This is a genomic window from Pseudomonas sp. MIACH (assembly GCF_001269925.1).
In the GTDB taxonomy this organism is placed as follows: domain Bacteria; phylum Pseudomonadota; class Gammaproteobacteria; order Pseudomonadales; family Pseudomonadaceae; genus Aquipseudomonas.
In genome coordinates this window covers 267,312-283,136 of sequence record NZ_LHVO01000033.1, presented here as the reverse complement: position 1 = coordinate 283,136, position 15,825 = coordinate 267,312, and the positions used below count along the sequence as shown (strand labels likewise).

General features: G+C 62.4%; 10 protein-coding genes. All 10 read right to left on the bottom strand.

The genetic code is table 11. The features are described 5' to 3' along the window. Positions 1-8 precede the first annotated feature (8 nt). The gene (locus tag AD670_RS14440) at positions 9-7,784 is read right to left on the bottom strand and encodes a hemagglutinin repeat-containing protein (RefSeq protein WP_053133306.1); all 7,776 of its coding nucleotides are present in this window, start codon (positions 7,782-7,784) and stop codon (positions 9-11) included. A gap of 24 nt (positions 7,785-7,808) precedes the next feature. Further along, on the bottom strand, positions 7,809-8,330 hold the full coding sequence (locus AD670_RS14435; RefSeq protein WP_053133303.1) for a toxin-activating lysine-acyltransferase: 522 nt from the start codon (positions 8,328-8,330) through the stop codon (positions 7,809-7,811). An 11-nt stretch (positions 8,331-8,341) separates the two neighbouring features. After that, positions 8,342-10,087 (bottom strand): ShlB/FhaC/HecB family hemolysin secretion/activation protein, encoded by a 1,746-nt coding sequence (locus tag AD670_RS14430; RefSeq protein WP_256243907.1) that lies wholly within the window; start codon positions 10,085-10,087, stop codon positions 8,342-8,344. Between the two features lie 188 nt (positions 10,088-10,275). Beyond that, positions 10,276-10,668 carry a DUF2802 domain-containing protein gene (locus AD670_RS14425; protein WP_053133297.1) on the bottom strand — a complete coding sequence of 131 codons (393 nt, stop codon included), beginning with the start codon at positions 10,666-10,668 and terminating at the stop codon, positions 10,276-10,278. Beyond that, positions 10,669-11,151, bottom strand: coding sequence for a chemotaxis protein CheW (locus AD670_RS14420; protein ID WP_005790025.1), 483 nt, complete (start codon positions 11,149-11,151; stop codon positions 10,669-10,671). A gap of 81 nt (positions 11,152-11,232) precedes the next feature. Beyond that, positions 11,233-12,039 carry a CheW domain-containing protein gene (locus AD670_RS14415; RefSeq protein ID WP_053133294.1) on the bottom strand — a complete coding sequence of 269 codons (807 nt, stop codon included), beginning with the start codon at positions 12,037-12,039 and terminating at the stop codon, positions 11,233-11,235. A 2-nt stretch (positions 12,040-12,041) separates the two neighbouring features. Then, a complete protein-coding gene (locus AD670_RS14410) occupies positions 12,042-12,830 on the bottom strand; it encodes a ParA family protein (protein ID WP_053133291.1) in 789 nt (262 codons plus the stop codon). 51 nt (positions 12,831-12,881) lie between these two features. Beyond that, positions 12,882-13,769 carry a flagellar motor protein MotD gene (gene motD, locus AD670_RS14405; RefSeq protein ID WP_053133289.1) on the bottom strand — a complete coding sequence of 296 codons (888 nt, stop codon included), beginning with the start codon at positions 13,767-13,769 and terminating at the stop codon, positions 12,882-12,884. A gap of 142 nt (positions 13,770-13,911) precedes the next feature. Further along, positions 13,912-14,652, bottom strand: a complete 741-nt coding sequence (locus AD670_RS14395; RefSeq protein ID WP_032887912.1) for a flagellar motor protein — start codon at positions 14,650-14,652, stop codon at positions 13,912-13,914. Continuing rightward, positions 14,652-15,785, bottom strand: a complete 1,134-nt coding sequence (locus tag AD670_RS14390; protein WP_053133283.1) for a chemotaxis response regulator protein-glutamate methylesterase — start codon at positions 15,783-15,785, stop codon at positions 14,652-14,654. The genes AD670_RS14395 and AD670_RS14390 overlap by 1 nt, the downstream gene beginning before the upstream one ends. Positions 15,786-15,825 lie beyond the last annotated feature (40 nt).

The following is a 15,825-nucleotide window of genomic DNA, read 5'->3' as shown; positions in this document are numbered from 1 at the left end:
GTTCTTCCTCATGGTTTAACTCGAACAAAGTGTGAGACACCGTCGGGTGAATCCCGCCAGAAAGGCTGGCAGGCTGGTCCGCCATCGCCATAGCAGTTGTGCACGGTGTTTTCGCCGCCCAGCACCTTCAGCCACTCCCATACACGAACGCTTCCCTCCGGGATCGTACCGCCTGTGCCAGCGTTAAACCCTACGCCGGGTGTTCGCGCAACGGGGTCGAAATTATGATTCTGGTACTGCAGCGCCATCGCCTCGCGTTGCTCCTCAGAACTGAACGTTGAGCGGTTCTGCAATATCCCCAACAGCGAGTCAGCCTTTTGCACCCCGTAGGCTGCACCAAAGAAGTTCATCGACGTCTGACCCAGAACGCCAGCGTTGGCGGGATCACGGGCCAATGATTCCATCGCACTGCCGGTGGTCAGCGTGCCCCGGCTGTGCCCGTCGATATGCAACCCGCTCTGACCGAACTGGACCATGTAGTCCTTGGTTTGCACGGTGGCATTGGATAAACCCCAGAAGTCATTTTCAAGGTTTTTCTGATACGCCGCGATCATCAGCTCGGACGTGAAATTGTTGGCTTTCTCAAAGTGGATCAAATATTGCGGCCCGGTATCGGCGGTGCTGTGCTGGTTAGCATATTTAGCGGCACCATCGATGTCGTTGAAAATGCCGTTGTTAGCGATATGCACCTTGCCGTCTGGCCCTTTCTTGAGGTGCTGTTTCTCTTCGTCGCTCAACTCCCGACGTTCAACCTTGCCGTCTTTATCAATCAACGCCTTGCCATCCTTGTCCTTCAAGACCTCATACACCCGCGCCTTCTCGATAAAGATCTTGCGATACGCCTCATCCGCCAACAACGAGACCTGGTGATAGAACTCACGCTTGATCTCCTGCTCGGCCTCGACCTTGCGCCCCATTTCCGCCACATCCAGGCGCTCCACGGCGGCATGGGCGGCTTCGGTGTTGCGGTTCAGGTTGGCAATTGTCTGGTCGACGGTCATGCCGCCGACCACGCGCTGGCGCTCGGCGTTGGTGATCACCAAGGTACCGGCGCTGATCGCGCTGCGGGTGTCGGTGGATTCGGAGTCGGAATCCGAGCCATTGTTGAGGCTGTTGGCGAGCAGCGCCTTGGCCGTGCCCAGCTTGCCGTCGAGCATGTCGGAACTCAGGTCGACCCCTGACGTCTTGGCGCTGGCTTCGGAAAAGTTGTGGATGTCGGATACCGTCAGCGTACCGGTGGTCAGGCTGTTCTTGCCGTCGGCGATGGCCTTGTCGGAACTGGCGATCACACCGCCCTTGAGGTCGGTATTGCCGCGCACGTTGATGTCGAAACCACCGTCGCCGGCGCGGATGCCCGATTGCTCGATCACGCTGGCGAAGTTGGACTTCTGCTTGCTGTTGGTCGAGCTGAAGCTCGCCGTAGCGGCACCGGCGCAGACCGGCGGGATACAGATGCTGATACCGGCGCTCATGCTTTTCTGCTGGGACGCAAAGGTGCTGGTGTCTTGCAGACTCTCGACATTCAAGTCGCCGCCGACGTCAGCCTTGACCTTGTCACCCGACACCACTGCGCCGCGAATCGTGGTGTCCTTGCCGGAAATCAGGCTGACCTGATTGCCGGCCGTCAGGTGGGTATTGCTCCAGACCAGGTCGTTGCCATCGGCATTGCCACGGCTCTGGGACGCCGAGGCATTGAAGCTCAGGCCATTTTTCTCGCCGCCAAAGGAGATGCCGATGCCAATGCTGCCGCTGATGCTCTTGTTGGTGCTGTGCTGCTCCATGGTGTTCTGCGCGCCCACCAGCAGGATATTGCCGTCGGCTTTCAACAACGCATCGTTGCCCGCCGTGATCTGGCTGCCCTGCACCGTCAGGTCGTTGTTGCGCGTGCCGCCACTGGACACAATCGACACATCCCCACCCGCCGCAACGGTCGAGCCGGCCGCGGTGCTGCCATTTTGTTCGCTCTTGCTCGAACTCTGGTTGGTGCCCAGGGAAATACTCAGGTTGATCCCGCCCATGGCGGCCGGATCAGCCGCCACCTGGGTATAGGCATCGCTGGCCGCCCAAGCGGTATTCAACGCCGCCAGGGTTTTCATGCGTTTGTCGTCGGTACGTTCGGCGGCCTTGTTCATGCGCTGGCCGGTTTGCACCGCATTCACGATCGGGTTGGTCAGGGTCAGGCTGACGCCCGTCTGCTTGAAGCGCTGCTCTGTCTGCATCGAGCTGAGGTTGCGCGCTTCGAGGATGTTGACCTCGGAGGCGTCGATCGACACATCCCCCTTGGGCGCGTTGACGTTGCTGCCCACCTGGCGGTACTCGCCACCCGCACTGACCAGCACATTGCCGTCAGTGGCGCCGATATTACTGGCGGCCGCCGTGCTCTGGCGCGAGCGCTCTTCATTGGTCTGACGCTGCGAGCCGATGGTGACGGCAATGGCGCCGCCGCTGAACATGCCGCTGGTTTTCACGTCCTTGCTGTGTTCTTCGCTGAGGTGCTCGGTGGCAGCCTGCACCTTGATGTCATTGCCTGCCGAAAGCAGCGTCCCCGAGGTCGAGACCACATTGCTGCCGGTGATCGCGATGTTGTTGCCGGCTTGCAGTACCGTCTGTTCACCACTCAGTGTCGCCGCCTGTGCGCTGGTCTGGCTCACCGTATCGCGGGTGGTGATGGTCTTTTTAGAGAACATGCCGTTACTGCCGGTGACCTTGTGCGCTTCATCGGCGCTGTTGAAGCGCTCGCCGGCTTCCACGTTGATATCACGCGTGGCACTGACGACCACGGCACCGGCGTCACTGCCGACTTGCGCGCCGCGCACATTCACGTCACGCCCGGCACCCAGGCGAACATCGCCGGCGCCTTGCACGGCGCTGCCGACTTCATTGCGCCCGGCTTCCTTGCGCCAGTTGCTCCCGTCCCACTGGTTAGCCTGGGTATAGGACTCACTCACGGTGCTCAAAGTGATGTCGTTACCCGCCACCAACGCGGTATTGCCGCCAGCGCCCGTGTTTTTGACCTCAGCACCTTGCAGGTTGATGTTGTTGCCGGCGGTGGCAAGCAGGTTGGCGGCAGGCGCCGAGACATAGAGCCCGGCCACGCGCGACAGGCCGGTGCGTGTGCCCTGATCGCTCTGGCTGTCGGTGGTGGTCGAACGCACATTCAGGTCATTGCCGGCACTCAGGGACAGGCGGTTGTTGGCGCTGATCAGGCCACCGATATTGTTGATGTCCTGGCTGGCACTGAGCGCCACCTCGTTGCCCTGGATCCGGCCACCGAGGTTATCAAGGTTCTGCACGCTGATGTTCACGCCGTCACGCCCGGACAGGCTGCCGGAGTTGACCAGGTCACCGCGCACATCGAGGTTCAACGTGCGCCCGGCCATCAATGCACCGGAGCCATCCACATCGCCCTCCCGGACCCGCACATACACCTGCGGCACCAGCACCTGGCGGACTTCGCCACTGGCCAGGGTGACGTCCTTGGCTACCAGCCAGACGATGTCGCTGGTCAACTGCGCCATTTGCTCGGCGGTCAGCGCCACGCCCGGAATCAGCTTCCACTGATCGGCCAGGGTTACGGCACTGTCGATCATGCCGCGATACTGCTCTTCGTCACTGGCATAGCCGTCGACAAAGCGCCGCCCGGTGAGTTGCGCCACTTGCTCGCGGATCAGCTTCTGCTCGTAGAAACCGTCGCCCAGGCGTTGCTGGGTCGCCGCCGGATCAAGGTTCAGGCGTTGCAGCATGTAGTCCGACGACAACCATTGGCGGTAATTGGCGAAACGCGGATCGGTCTCCACCAGGTAGCCGGCGGTGCTGCCGGGATTGGTGCGGAACAGGCTGCTGTTGGGCAGGTCCGGGTTGAAACCACCGGTACGAATCTGCTCCACCGCGCCGGCGGCATTCTGCTGGGTCAGCGCTTGCACCTGGCTGATCGGACTGACGGCGTAGGTTCTGCCAGCGCCGGAGAGATCACCCGTACCGACGGTGTTATCCGCGACCTTGGCCAGCACCAGTGCGCCGACCTGCGTACCCGTGCCATTGATGGCCGCGTACTCGCTGAACACGGTCGGTGTCAGCTTGATCTGCTGAATCAACGGTGCCGGCGTATACGCGGTAGTGCTGCGGCCCTGACGGTCGCGGCCCTTGCGCTGGATACGATAGAAGTTACTCAGCGTGCCGGTGTCGGTGGTGATGCGCTGGCCATCCACTTCGGTATTGATCACGCTGCCGACGTTGGCGTTCAGGGCCTGACCGGCAATGATCCGGCTCTTGTCGTTGATCACCTGGTCGGCGATCAGGGTGAGGTTGCCGCCGGCAAGCAGTTGCCCAGGGTCGGATTGGGTAATCCGCGTTTCTGTCACCTCGCGGGTGTAGTCATAGCGGTTCCAGCGGTCGTCATAGCCCTCCGGAGTGACCAGGTGCAGGACCTCATTGTTGTAGGTCGAGACCTGCTCTGGCGTGTAGCGATTGGTGGAGCCAGAGAGTTGGAATTCCTGCAGCACATCACGGGATACCACCGTCTTCTCGGTAGCAAAGTGCTCGTTGGTATTGCGAATAACCTTGGCGTTCACATTCAGGCTGCCCAGCGCTTCAACGGTCGCACTGGCATTGTTCAATTCCTGCGCCTGGCCGCTGGCGTTGCCGTTGGCATCCAGGGTCGCGCCGATCGCCAAATCGCCGGCACTGAAGATCAGGCCGTGCTCGCGGTTGTTCACCGACTGGCTGGCGATATCCAGACGGTTGCGCGCCGCAACCGTCGCGGCGACGCCCCCTTCCAGGGTGTTGTTCAGGGTCGTGGCGGCGATGGACAGGTGATCGCCGTAGATACGCCCGGTGCCCAGGTTGTTCAGCGTCGCGGTGTTGATCCGCGTGACCTCACCGTCGATCAACCCACGGTTATCCAGTTGGCTGGCCGCATTGACTTCGACCTGGCGCGCGCTGATCAGACCGCTGGCAGTGTTGTCGAGGGTGCTGGCGTTCAGGCGCAGCAGGTCACCGGCCTGGAAGCTGCCTTGGTTGGTCAAGCGCCCGCCGGTCTCGACCGTCAGGCCGCCGTTGGCCTGGAACACGCCGCTGTTGGTAAAGTCATTGGTCAGCCGAAACGTCAGGTCACCCAGGCTCAAGGCCTTGCCGCTGCCGCTGTAACGGGCACTGTCGAGTAGCAGGGATTGCCCGCCAATCAGCGTGCCCGCCGTGTTACTCACCGTCTGGCGTTTCTGGGCCAGGTCACGGTCGGCCACGGTCAGCGCACTGCCGGCCGAAACGATGCCTTGCTCGTTATCCAGGGTGCCGCTGCCGGTGATGTTCAGTGCCGCGTCGGAGACGATCGAGCCGCTGCGGTTGGTAACATCATCGGCGTCGATATTCACCGACTGCGCCTTGATGCCTTGGTTGGCGCCTTGGGTCGAGCTGTTATCGACACTGGCTGCCGTGAGCGCCAGATGGCCGTCGGCGCGCAACAGGCCGGCCTGGTTACTCAGGTGCTGGACGTCGACTTGCAAGGTTTTGGCACTGCCGATAAAGCCCTGGTCGTTGAGCAGTTGCCCGGCGCGCACATTCACCGCAGCCTGGCCAAGAATGCCGCCGCTGGTGCCGGAATTGCGGTTGCTCAGCAACTGGCCGTGAGTGTCCAGGGTCAGGCCCGACTTGGCCTGTACGGTGCCGCCATCATTGTTCAATACGCCGCTGTTGACCGTCAGCGTATCGCTGGCGTTGAGCGTGCCCTGAGCGTTGTCCAACTGCTGACCCTGGGTGTCGATCAGCAACTGCGCGCCGGTGATCACGCCGCCTTGGTTGTTCAAGCCCAGGGCGTTGAGGGTCAGCGCCTTGGCGGCTTCAAGACGGCCGCCCTGATTGTCGAGGCGTTGCCCGCGACTGTTGAGGATCAGCCCGGCGTCCACCGAACCCAGGGTGCCGCCCTGGTTGAGAATACTGTCGGCATTGACCGTCAGCGTCTTTGTGGCCGCGACGGTGCCTTGGGCGTTGTTCAACTGCCCGGCGTCAACGTCCAGCGCACCGCCGGCGGTGATCTGCCCGTTACGGTTATCGAGGCTGCCGCCGTTGAGGGACAGCTGCGCGGCGGTGACCAGTTTGCCGCGCTGATTGTCCAGGCGCTCGCGGGCGCTGACGTGCAAGTCGCCCTGCCCGCCGGATTGCACCAGGCCATCCTGATTGCCCAGCGTGTCGGCACTGACGTCAAGGCGGCCACCGCTGGCGAGGGTGCCGTTGCTGTTGTCGAGACCGTGCGCGACCGTGATGCGCATGCCCGCGCTGCTGGTCTGCACCCATTTGCCGCCGACGTTGGACAGGTCCACCGCAGTGGCGGTGATCTGTGCCGCGCCCACCTGCGCAGCATCGCTGAGCAAGGTTTGGTTGGCATTGGCGGTCAGGGCTTGGCTTGCGGTGACGCGACTGCGGCGCACATCGAGGTTGCCGGCAGTGCTGGTCAACGCCACGCTCTGGGCCGAGGTCTGGCTGTCGCTGAGGTCGACCGCTGCGGCGGTGGCGCTCAAGTGCTGTGCCGCAAGGTTTTGGCCTTTAGCCGTCAAGGTGCCGGCCGAGGTCAAGGTCAGCGAGCCGCTGCTGCCCAGCTTGCCGGTGCTGTCGACGCCAGCGGCCAGTGCGGAACCTGCCTGGCTGCGAATCGCCGACTGCGCGCCGGTGGTCGTCAGGCGCGCATTGCCCTGGGCGGACGCAATACCCTTGTTGTCGATATCCCCGGCAGAACTCAATGCCAGGTCGCCTTGGGCAAAGAGCGTACCGCTGTTATCGATGCCCTTGGCGGCCTCGGCGGTCAACTGCGTGGCGCTGCTGATCCGGCCGCTGTTCTCGATGCGGCCGTCACTGCCAATCACCACCTCGCCGGCACTGGCGCCGATCTGCCCGGCGTTGCGCACGCCGACGCCAGCACCGTTGCCCACCAGGGTGATCTTGCCGGCATACATGCCGCCCAACTGCGCCACATCGATGCCGACGGCAGGAGCGCTTGCCTGATTTTTATCGGTGGCGCCCGCCTTGATGCTCAAGTCCTTCGCCCAGATCCCAGCGTTGACTTCAACCGTACGCGCGATGATCTCGGTGTAGTCGGCGCGGGTGCTGTCCATGCCAGCCCCGCCGATGCTGACCTTGCCGCCGGAGACTTGATAGCCGCTGATCAGGCCGTTCTCGAACTGGGCGCGGCCCGTGGTCAGTGTCGCCCGGTCGGCGTTGATAAAGCCGCAGCCATCGCAGGCAATGCCCGACGGGTTGGCAATCACCACCTGGGCCTTGGAGCCTGCCACTTCGACAAACCCGCGCAATTGGCTCGGGTTGCTGGAATTGACCTCGTTGAGAATCACCCGTGCACTGCCGTTGGCCAGCGCCCGGTTGCCTTCGATCCAGCCGCCCAGTTGGGTCTGGCTGTTGGTCGCACCGTTGTTGAGGATCACGCCGCGCTTGTCCACATCGAACTGCGTATAGGTATTGCGCGACACGCCCGCCCCACTCGGCGCGGTGATATCCACCACGGGCGCGCCGTTGCCGGCGGCGCCGATCGTCGGGCGCTGACCGGCCGGCGCAGAACCGTCGACCACCACCTGGGCTTGCGCCGGCATCACCAGTGCGACCCAGCCCATCCCCACCATCAGCGCAAACCGCAGCGGTGTCAGGGTCACCACGGCGGTGCCGGGCTGGGACACGGCGCTCGCGGTGCCGGGCGCCTTGCACGCACTCTTGACGTTCTCGGCCACCACCATCATCAGGCCGCGAGCCTTGTTGAATACAATTCGATATAGATGCTTATTCATGCAGGTCCTTTGCGCGGTGGCTGATCAGAGCGCGTCGCTGGGTAACGGGTGAGTGGCAAACCAGGCTTGCGCCTCCAGGTCCAGGACGGCGATACCCTGGAAATTCATGACGCGCAGACCGCGCTCATCGCCTCGGTGGTACAGCGAACGGCAAATACGATTGGCCCACAGGCGCCGACGTAACAAGCTCATGACGCGCGGCGTATGGCCAAACGGCGCGACCCAGTCGCTGACCCACATGCGTTCGCCGCTGTTCCAGTCTTCCTGCGGCAGGCACACCGCCGGCTCGCGCAAATAACGCGCCTCGGCCTCGGCACTGAGGTTCAGCCACGACAGGAAAAACACCGGCCGCCCGTCTTCGCTGATCAAGATGAACTGGCGCAGCTTGATGGCCGGCAATAACAGGGTCGACAGGCTGTGCAACGGCGCATCCCGGTGCGCGGTCGAGTGCATCCACAGCCAGACCGCCGAGCCCAGTACCTGGGCTTCATCGATGGGGCTGTCGGCCTGTTCCGGGGCCAGCACTTGCAGGGTGTCGTGGCGCATGGGGGTCTCCTTCAAAATGACCAGTTGGCGCTGAAGCCACTGGTCACGTCGGCCGTCTGGAAGCCCTTGGGTTTTTCCAGGGGTTTGCCGGTATAGAGGTCATAGGAAAACTGCTTGTAGCCGCCGCGCAGGCCCACCACCGCACCCGCCAGGCGTCGGCCCGAAAGGTACTGGGTCGAATGCCCGCCGACTTCGCCGTAGTCCACACCCAGGTACAGTTCCTGACCGGTGTTGGCCAGGCTCAGGCCCAGGTCGTTGCTGAACGTCCAGCCGCGCTCGGCGGACAGAATCTGCTCGCCATCGAAGCCGCGCACGGTGTAGCGCCCGCCAATCGAAAAACGGTCCTGGGGGATCAGCGGCGTGCGGTTCCATTGCCCGCGCCAGCCGGCGATGTAGCGCAGCCGCTGCTCGCCCAGGGTGAACGGCAGTTGCAATTGCGCGTTGGCGGAAATCAACTGCGAGCGCGAGGTGCCTTCGCCGTTCTCTTCCTCGGGGGCGCGCAGTGCATCACGGGCACCGGTGCCACGGCGATAGCCCACGCCAAGGTCGAGGGTGCTGGCGCCGATAAACTCACGGTGATTGATCCCGGCCTGCCAGCCGGCCATGCGCCGGCGCTGCAGTTCGATTTCGGTGTCTTCGATGTAGTTGCTGGAGGTGCGGCTCCACCCGCCGACAGACACGGTGGTCTTGCGCACGGCATCGCGATAGATCACCCGCGACAGCTGGATTTCGTTGGTACGGCTGCGGCCACTGTAGGAATACGCCTGGTTAATCCCGGCAATCGTCTGGTGGTAGTCGTACTCGCTGGAGGTCAGGCTCAGTTGCCAATAATCGTAGGGCACCGAGTAATGCACGGTGTGGCCCTTGGAACCGCGGTCGCCACTCTGGCCGCCGCCCAGGTCGTGGTTGAAGCTGATGTAAAACAGATCGTTGAGGGTCGCCAGGTTATCCAGCGACAGGGCAACGTTGCCCTGATACTTGCCGGTCTGCTTGCTGCCGGAATCGTCCACCGACAGGCTGACCCGCACCGGCACCGCCTGCTTCCAGGCGATGACCACGTCGCTTTCCCCAGGCTGTGCGTTCTCGCCCTCGGCCGGGGTGATCTGCACATCCGCTTCGGCGGTGGGCACGCGCTTGAAGTTCTCCAGCGCCTGCTCGATGTCGCGCAGGTTCAGCACGTCACCGGCGGACGCGGGCATGGCGTTCCAATAGTGGGCGCGTGCGGAGGTGCCTTCGGCAAAACGGATGTGCTTGATGCGGCCCGGCACCAACACCAGCGACAAGGTGCCTTGGTTCAAATCCTGGGCTTGGGCCAGCACGCGGGTGGTGATGAAGCCCTTGGCGATAATCGCGTTCTGGATGCGTTTCATCGTCAGGTTGATGCCGGCGGCGCCGACGCAACGTCCTTGCACCGGATCATCGGACGGGTTGGCGGCGCGCAGGGCCCACTGGAAGTCTTCGGCCTGATCGCCACTGAGCACTATGCGGTCGATCTTGAAGCAGGGCGCTTCATTGCGCGGCAAGCGCAGGCCACCGGCGTTGTCTTGTGGCGCTTGCAGGCGCACGTCGGGCGAAGGCTCCAACTGCTCGCGCTGGGCGCGCTCACGCTGTTGCTGCAACAGCAATTGTTGCGCAGGTGCCTGGGGCTCAGCCGCCAGCGCCGCATAACTGGTTAGAAAACCAACAAGGGAGCAGGTCGCGACGCAAGACTGCAGCAAAACAGAGGGTTTTGTTCGAGGTAGAGCGTCGACAGACATTTCGCATCCTTGTGAATGAAACTTCCTACATGCGCAGGTTGGTCATCACAAAGACGTAAAAGTGCCATGGAGAAACATGGCACTGTGACACATTCGACACAATCAGCCGCAGCCGACACCCATGAACTTCAAGACCGAAGGCTCTAGCTTAAGGGATAGAGAGGTTTTGCACGGTATACACCGTGCAATCAGCTTTTGTGTAATTTACTCATCAACTGCGCCTCAGCCTGGGTCAAACCACACGACTGGGTCAGTTCATCCACGGTAGCGCCCATGCCCACCAACTTCGCCGCCTGGGCAAATGACAGGCTGGAAGGGTCACGCTGCTCGATCTGCGCCAGCTTGTCCGGCAACGGCGCAAGAATGGCGCGCAGTTCATGCACCTCATCCCCGACCTTCACCGCCGTCTGCTGGAAGTGATCAACCCGCTTGACCAGCTCCAGCACACGCCGATCACGCACCGCATCACGCTCGGCCTGCTGCAACGCCAATTCGCGCTGCTGGCGCATATAGCGCAGCAGAAAACCCAGGGTCCCGGCCCACAACAGGGCCAGGACAATCACCGCGACCTCAAGGAACAATCAGATGCTCTCCAGTTCCGACCATTCTTCTTCGCTCATCATTTTGTCCAGCTCAACCAGAATCAACAGTTCGTTGTTCTTGTTGCACACGCCCTGGATGAACTTGGCGGATTCCTCGTTACCCACGTTCGGCGCGGTTTCCACTTCCGATTGGCGCAGGTAAACCACTTCCGCGACGCTGTCGACCATGATCCCGACCACTTGCTTGTCGGCTTCGATGATGACGATACGGGTGTTGTCGCTGACTTCAACCGTGTCCAGGCCAAACCGCTGGCGGGTGTCGATCACCGTCACCACGTTGCCGCGCAGGTTGATGATACCCAGCACGTAGCTTGGCGCACCGGGAACCGGGGCGATCTCGGTGTAGCGCAGCACTTCCTGCACGCGCATCACGTTAATGCCGTAGGTTTCATTGTCCAGTTTGAAGGTAACCCATTGCAGGATCGGATCATCCAAACCTTGTGCGGACGCTGACTTGTTCATATCTCTGACCCCTTCAAATGCCGATGTAGGCGGCGTGTGTACGTCTTTTGGCCGCACGCGCGTGCGGCCCTTATTGTCCAATCAACTGCGTTTGTTCAGCGGCATCGCTTTAACGGCACCACTGGCGATCAACTCGGCCAGTTCGGCGACATCCAGCAATGCGCACATGTGTTCGATCACGGTGCCTGCCAGCCAAGGCCGCTGGCCCCGGTGGCTGCGCCATTTGATTTCATTCGGGTCCAGGCGCAGCGAGCGGCTGACTTGATGCACCGCCAGCCCCCACTCGTAGCCCTGCACCGAAATCACGTATTGCAAGCCTTGGCGAAAATCATCGCGGTAGCGATCGGGCATCACCCAGCGCGCGGTGTCCAGCACCTTGAGGTTACCGGCCTGGCTCGGCAGGATGCCGAGGAACCACTCCGGCTGCCCGAACAGTGGGGTCAACTCCTGGCCTTCCAGGGAATAGATCGAGCCCAGGCACACCAGCGGCACCGCAAGGGTCAACCCGGCGACGTCGAACAGCAAACATTCGAACGGTTCGGCAGCCCAGGCCGGCCGGTCATCGCCGCTCACCGGAGGTGGCGTGATGCTCGGTGGCATGTGCACTTCCACGACCGGCTCGACCACCGCAGGTGCAACAGGCATGACCACCGGAACGGCCACCGGCACAATCACCGGCGCGACATGTGCATCGCGGGCCTGTTCTTCCAGTACAGCCAACTGGAACTCATCCAGGCTGCTCGAGGACGGCACTTCGACCGCAGGCTCCAGCACCAGGATCGGTTCCGACAATTCTTCGGCGGTCGCGTCCTGCAGCAAGGCATCCAGGTAGGATTCCAGTGCCAGTTGCGGCCGGGTCTTGACCTTGAGTTCGACGGGACGATTCATCATCAAGCTACCTGTGCCACGAGCTGCTGGGACAGCAGGTGCTTGAGCAACGCTCGGTAAGCCAGCACGCCACGGCTTTTACCGTCGAACTGCGACGGCGTGAGGCCGGCACGGCTGGCATCGCGCAGACGCGTGTCCACCGGGATATAGCCATTCCAGATGGTCTCCGGGTAGGCGTCGCGCAGTACGCGCAAGGTACCGAGGGAGGCCTGGGTACGGCGGTCGAACAGGGTCGGCACGATGCTGTAGGGCAGCGCCTGTTTGCGCGAGCGGTTGATCATTGCCAGGGTGCTGACCATACGTTCCAGGCCCTTGACCGCCAGGTGCTCGGTCTGCACCGGGATCACCAGTTGCTGGCTGGCCGCCAAGGCGTTGACCATCAGCACGCCGAGCAGTGGCGGGCTGTCGATGATCGCGTAGTCAAAGTCCTGCCACAGCTGCGCCAGGGTCTTGGCGATCACCAGGCCCAGGCCGCTCTGGCCCGGCGACTGGCGTTCAAGGGTGGCCAGTGCGGTGCTGGACGGCAGCAGGGAAATACTGTCGTTGCTGGTAGGCAACAGCAATTGCCCCGGCAGGTCGGCCGGTACGTTGCCTTTGTGCAGGAACAAGTCGTAGTTGCTGTGCTCCAGCGCATCCGGGTCGTAGCCGAAATAGCTGGTCATCGAGCCGTGGGGGTCGAGGTCGACCACGACCACACGCTTGCCCGCCTCGGCCAGCAAGCCGGCTAAAGCGATGGAGGTGGTGGTCTTGCCGACTCCACCTTTTTGATTGGCAACTGCCCAGACTCTCATTCGGATGGTTCCTCCCGGTGGGCACACGCGCGACCGAGACATTGCATAGGGTTATTGAGCCGGTGACGGAGAATTGACGGCACTCTGCCGAACCGGCGGCTTTGCAGGGGCCGGTGCAGTTTGTGTGCCAGCGCGCTTCAAGGCCGCGTCCGGTGTTGCATTAGCCGTACCGGTGCCGGTCAGGCTACGGCGCACATCCAGGTTGCGTGACACCACCAATACCACCCGACGATTGCGCGCGCGGCCTTCAAGCGTGGCGTTATTGGCCACCGGCTGGAACTCGCCATACCCCACCGACGCCAGGCGCCCAGGGTTCACGCCCTGCATCGCAAGCATGCGCACGATGCTCGCGGCGCGGGCCGAGGACAGTTCCCAGTTGGTCGGGTACTGCGCGGTACTGATCGGCACATTGTCGGTAAAGCCTTCAACGTGGATCGGGTTTTCAAACGGTTTGAGGATCGCCGCCACCTTGTCGATGATGGTGAATGCCTGGTCGCTGGGCAACGCATCGGCACTGGCGAACAGCAGGCTGGAATTGAGTTCGATCTCGACCCACAACTCATTGCCGCGCACGGTCATCTGGTTGGAGCTGATCAGGTCGCCGAACGCGGCGCTGATATCGTCGGCAATGCTTTTCAGCGGGTCGCTGGTACCGCCCACGCCGGCAGCGGTTTCGTCGCTGTCGTTGACCAGCGGCTTGGCCGGGGTCACGGTCTTGGGCCGCTCTTCACCAATCGGGATCGGCTTGAGCGAACGGTCGGTGTCATTGAATACGCCGATCAGCGCCTGGGAAATAACCTTGTATTTGCCTTCGTTGATCGACGAGATGGAATACATCACCACGAAAAAAGCGAACAGCAAGGTGATGAAGTCCGCATAGGACACCAGCCACCGTTCGTGGTTGACGTGTTCTTCAGGCTCGCGACGGCGACGGCTCATTGGCGATTACCTCCGCAAAACAAATCAACTGTAGGAGCGAGCTTGCTCGCGAAAATCGTCAACGATAACGCGGGCATCCTGGATGAACGCGTTGTTCTCGGGTTTTTCGCGAGCAAGCTCGCTCCTACAGGGTTCATGACCATCAATCCATGAAGCCCTGGAGCTTCAATTCGATGGAGCGCGGGTTCTCGCCCTCGGCAATCGACAGGATGCCTTCCAGCAGCATCTCGCGGTAACGGGACTGGCGCATGGCAATCGACTTGAGCTTGCTGGCCACCGGCAACAGCACCAGGTTGGCACTGGCCACCCCGTAGATCGTCGCGACGAAGGCCACGGCAATACCGCTGCCCAACTGCGACGGATCGGCCAGGTTGCCCATGACGTGAATCAGGCCCATCACCGCCCCGATGATGCCGATGGTCGGCGCGTAGCCGCCCATGCTTTCAAACACTTTGGCGGCATTGATGTCGCGACTTTCCTGGGTGTAGAAATCCACCTCCAGGATGCTGCGGATCGCTTCCGGCTCGGCGCCGTCGACCAGCAATTGCAGGCCTTTGCGCGAGTAGCTGTCGGGTTCGGCATCAGCCACGCCTTCAAGGCCCAGCAGGCCTTCCTTGCGTGCGGTGAGGCTCCAGTTGACCACCCGGTCGATGCCACCGGCCAGGTCGACACGCGGCGGAAAAATGATCCAGATGACGATCTGCATCGCACGCTTGAACGAACTCATCGGTGACTGCAACAACGCGGCGCCCACGGTGCCGCCGATCACGATCAACGCCGCCGGGCCGTTGGCCAGGGCGCCCAGGTGACCGCCTTCGAGGTAGTTGCCGCCGATAATGGCGACAAACGCCATGATGATGCCGATCAGGCTCAAGACATCCATCAGAGGCAGGCCTCCACCAGATGCTTGCCGATGTCATCCAGGCTGTAGACGGCGTCGGCCAGGTCAGCTTTGACGATGGCCATGGGCATGCCATAGATCACGCAACTGGCTTCGTCCTGGGCCCAGATCGCACTGCCGCCCTGCTTGAGCAGGCGCGCGCCTTCACGGCCGTCGGCGCCCATGCCGGTGAGCACCACCGCCAGAACTTTGTCGCCGTAGGACTTGGCCGCCGAACCGAAGGTGATGTCCACGCACGGCTTGTAGTTGAGGCGCTCATCACCCGGCAGGATTTTGATCGCGCCACGGGCATCGACCATCATCTGTTTGCCGCCTGGGGCCAGTAACGCCAGGCCAGGGCGCAGGATGTCACCGTCCTCGGCTTCCTTGACGCTGATGCGGCACAGCTTGTCCAGGCGCTCGGCAAACGCCTTGGTGAAGGCGGCGGGCATGTGCTGGATCAATACGATCGGCGCCGGGAAGTTGGCCGGCAATTGAGTCAACACGCGTTGCAAGGCGACCGGACCGCCGGTGGAGGTGCCGATGGCGACCAGCTTGTAGGCCTTGCGCTTGGGCGCAGGCGAATGGGCAGCAGAGGCTGCCGACGTACGAACCGGCGGTGCGGCAGGCCGTGCAACCGGCGCAGGCGCCGGGCGGTTGAACGACGAACTGGTCGGTGCAGCCGGTGCAGCCACCGGTGCCGGCGCAGGGGCTGGCGCGCTGAACAGGCTGCGACGGTTGCTGCGGGAAATACTGTGGACTTTCTCGCACAGCAGTTGCTTGACCTTCTCGGGGTTGCGCGAGATGTCTTCGAAATTCTTCGGCAGGAAGTCCACCGCACCCGCATCCAACGCGTCGAGGGTCACTCGGGCGCCTTCGTGGGTCAGCGAGGAGAACATCAATACCGGGGTCGGGCAGCGTTGCATGATGTGCCGAACTGCCGTGATGCCATCCATCATCGGCATCTCGTAGTCCATGGTGATCACGTCCGGTTTCAACGCAATGGCTTGATCAATCGCCTCTTTGCCGTTGGTGGCCGTGCCGACCACCTGGATGCTTGGATCGGCGGAAAGAATTTCCGAGACGCGGCGGCGGAAGAAACCCGAATCGTCCACCACCAGGACCTTGACTGCCATAAACACTCCGTTAGGTGGGGCGGGCAAGACCGCCCTGCCC

Bases quoted from the DNA above. Each gene is read 5' to 3' on its own strand.
- AD670_RS14440 (WP_053133306.1), bottom strand. From the start codon at position 7,784: ATGAATAAGCATCTATATCGAATTGTATTCAACAAGGCTCGCGGCCTG.
- AD670_RS14435 (WP_053133303.1), bottom strand. From the start codon at position 8,330: ATGCGCCACGACACCCTGCAAGTGCTGGCCCCGGAACAGGCCGACAGC.
- AD670_RS14430 (WP_256243907.1), bottom strand. From the start codon at position 10,087: ATGTCTGTCGACGCTCTACCTCGAACAAAACCCTCTGTTTTGCTGCAG.
- AD670_RS14420 (WP_005790025.1), bottom strand. From the start codon at position 11,151: ATGAACAAGTCAGCGTCCGCACAAGGTTTGGATGATCCGATCCTGCAA.
- AD670_RS14415 (WP_053133294.1), bottom strand. From the start codon at position 12,039: ATGAATCGTCCCGTCGAACTCAAGGTCAAGACCCGGCCGCAACTGGCA.
- AD670_RS14410 (WP_053133291.1), bottom strand. From the start codon at position 12,830: ATGAGAGTCTGGGCAGTTGCCAATCAAAAAGGTGGAGTCGGCAAGACC.
- motD (WP_053133289.1), bottom strand. From the start codon at position 13,769: ATGAGCCGTCGCCGTCGCGAGCCTGAAGAACACGTCAACCACGAACGG.
- AD670_RS14395 (WP_032887912.1), bottom strand. From the start codon at position 14,652: ATGGATGTCTTGAGCCTGATCGGCATCATCATGGCGTTTGTCGCCATT.
- AD670_RS14390 (WP_053133283.1), bottom strand. From the start codon at position 15,785: ATGGCAGTCAAGGTCCTGGTGGTGGACGATTCGGGTTTCTTCCGCCGC.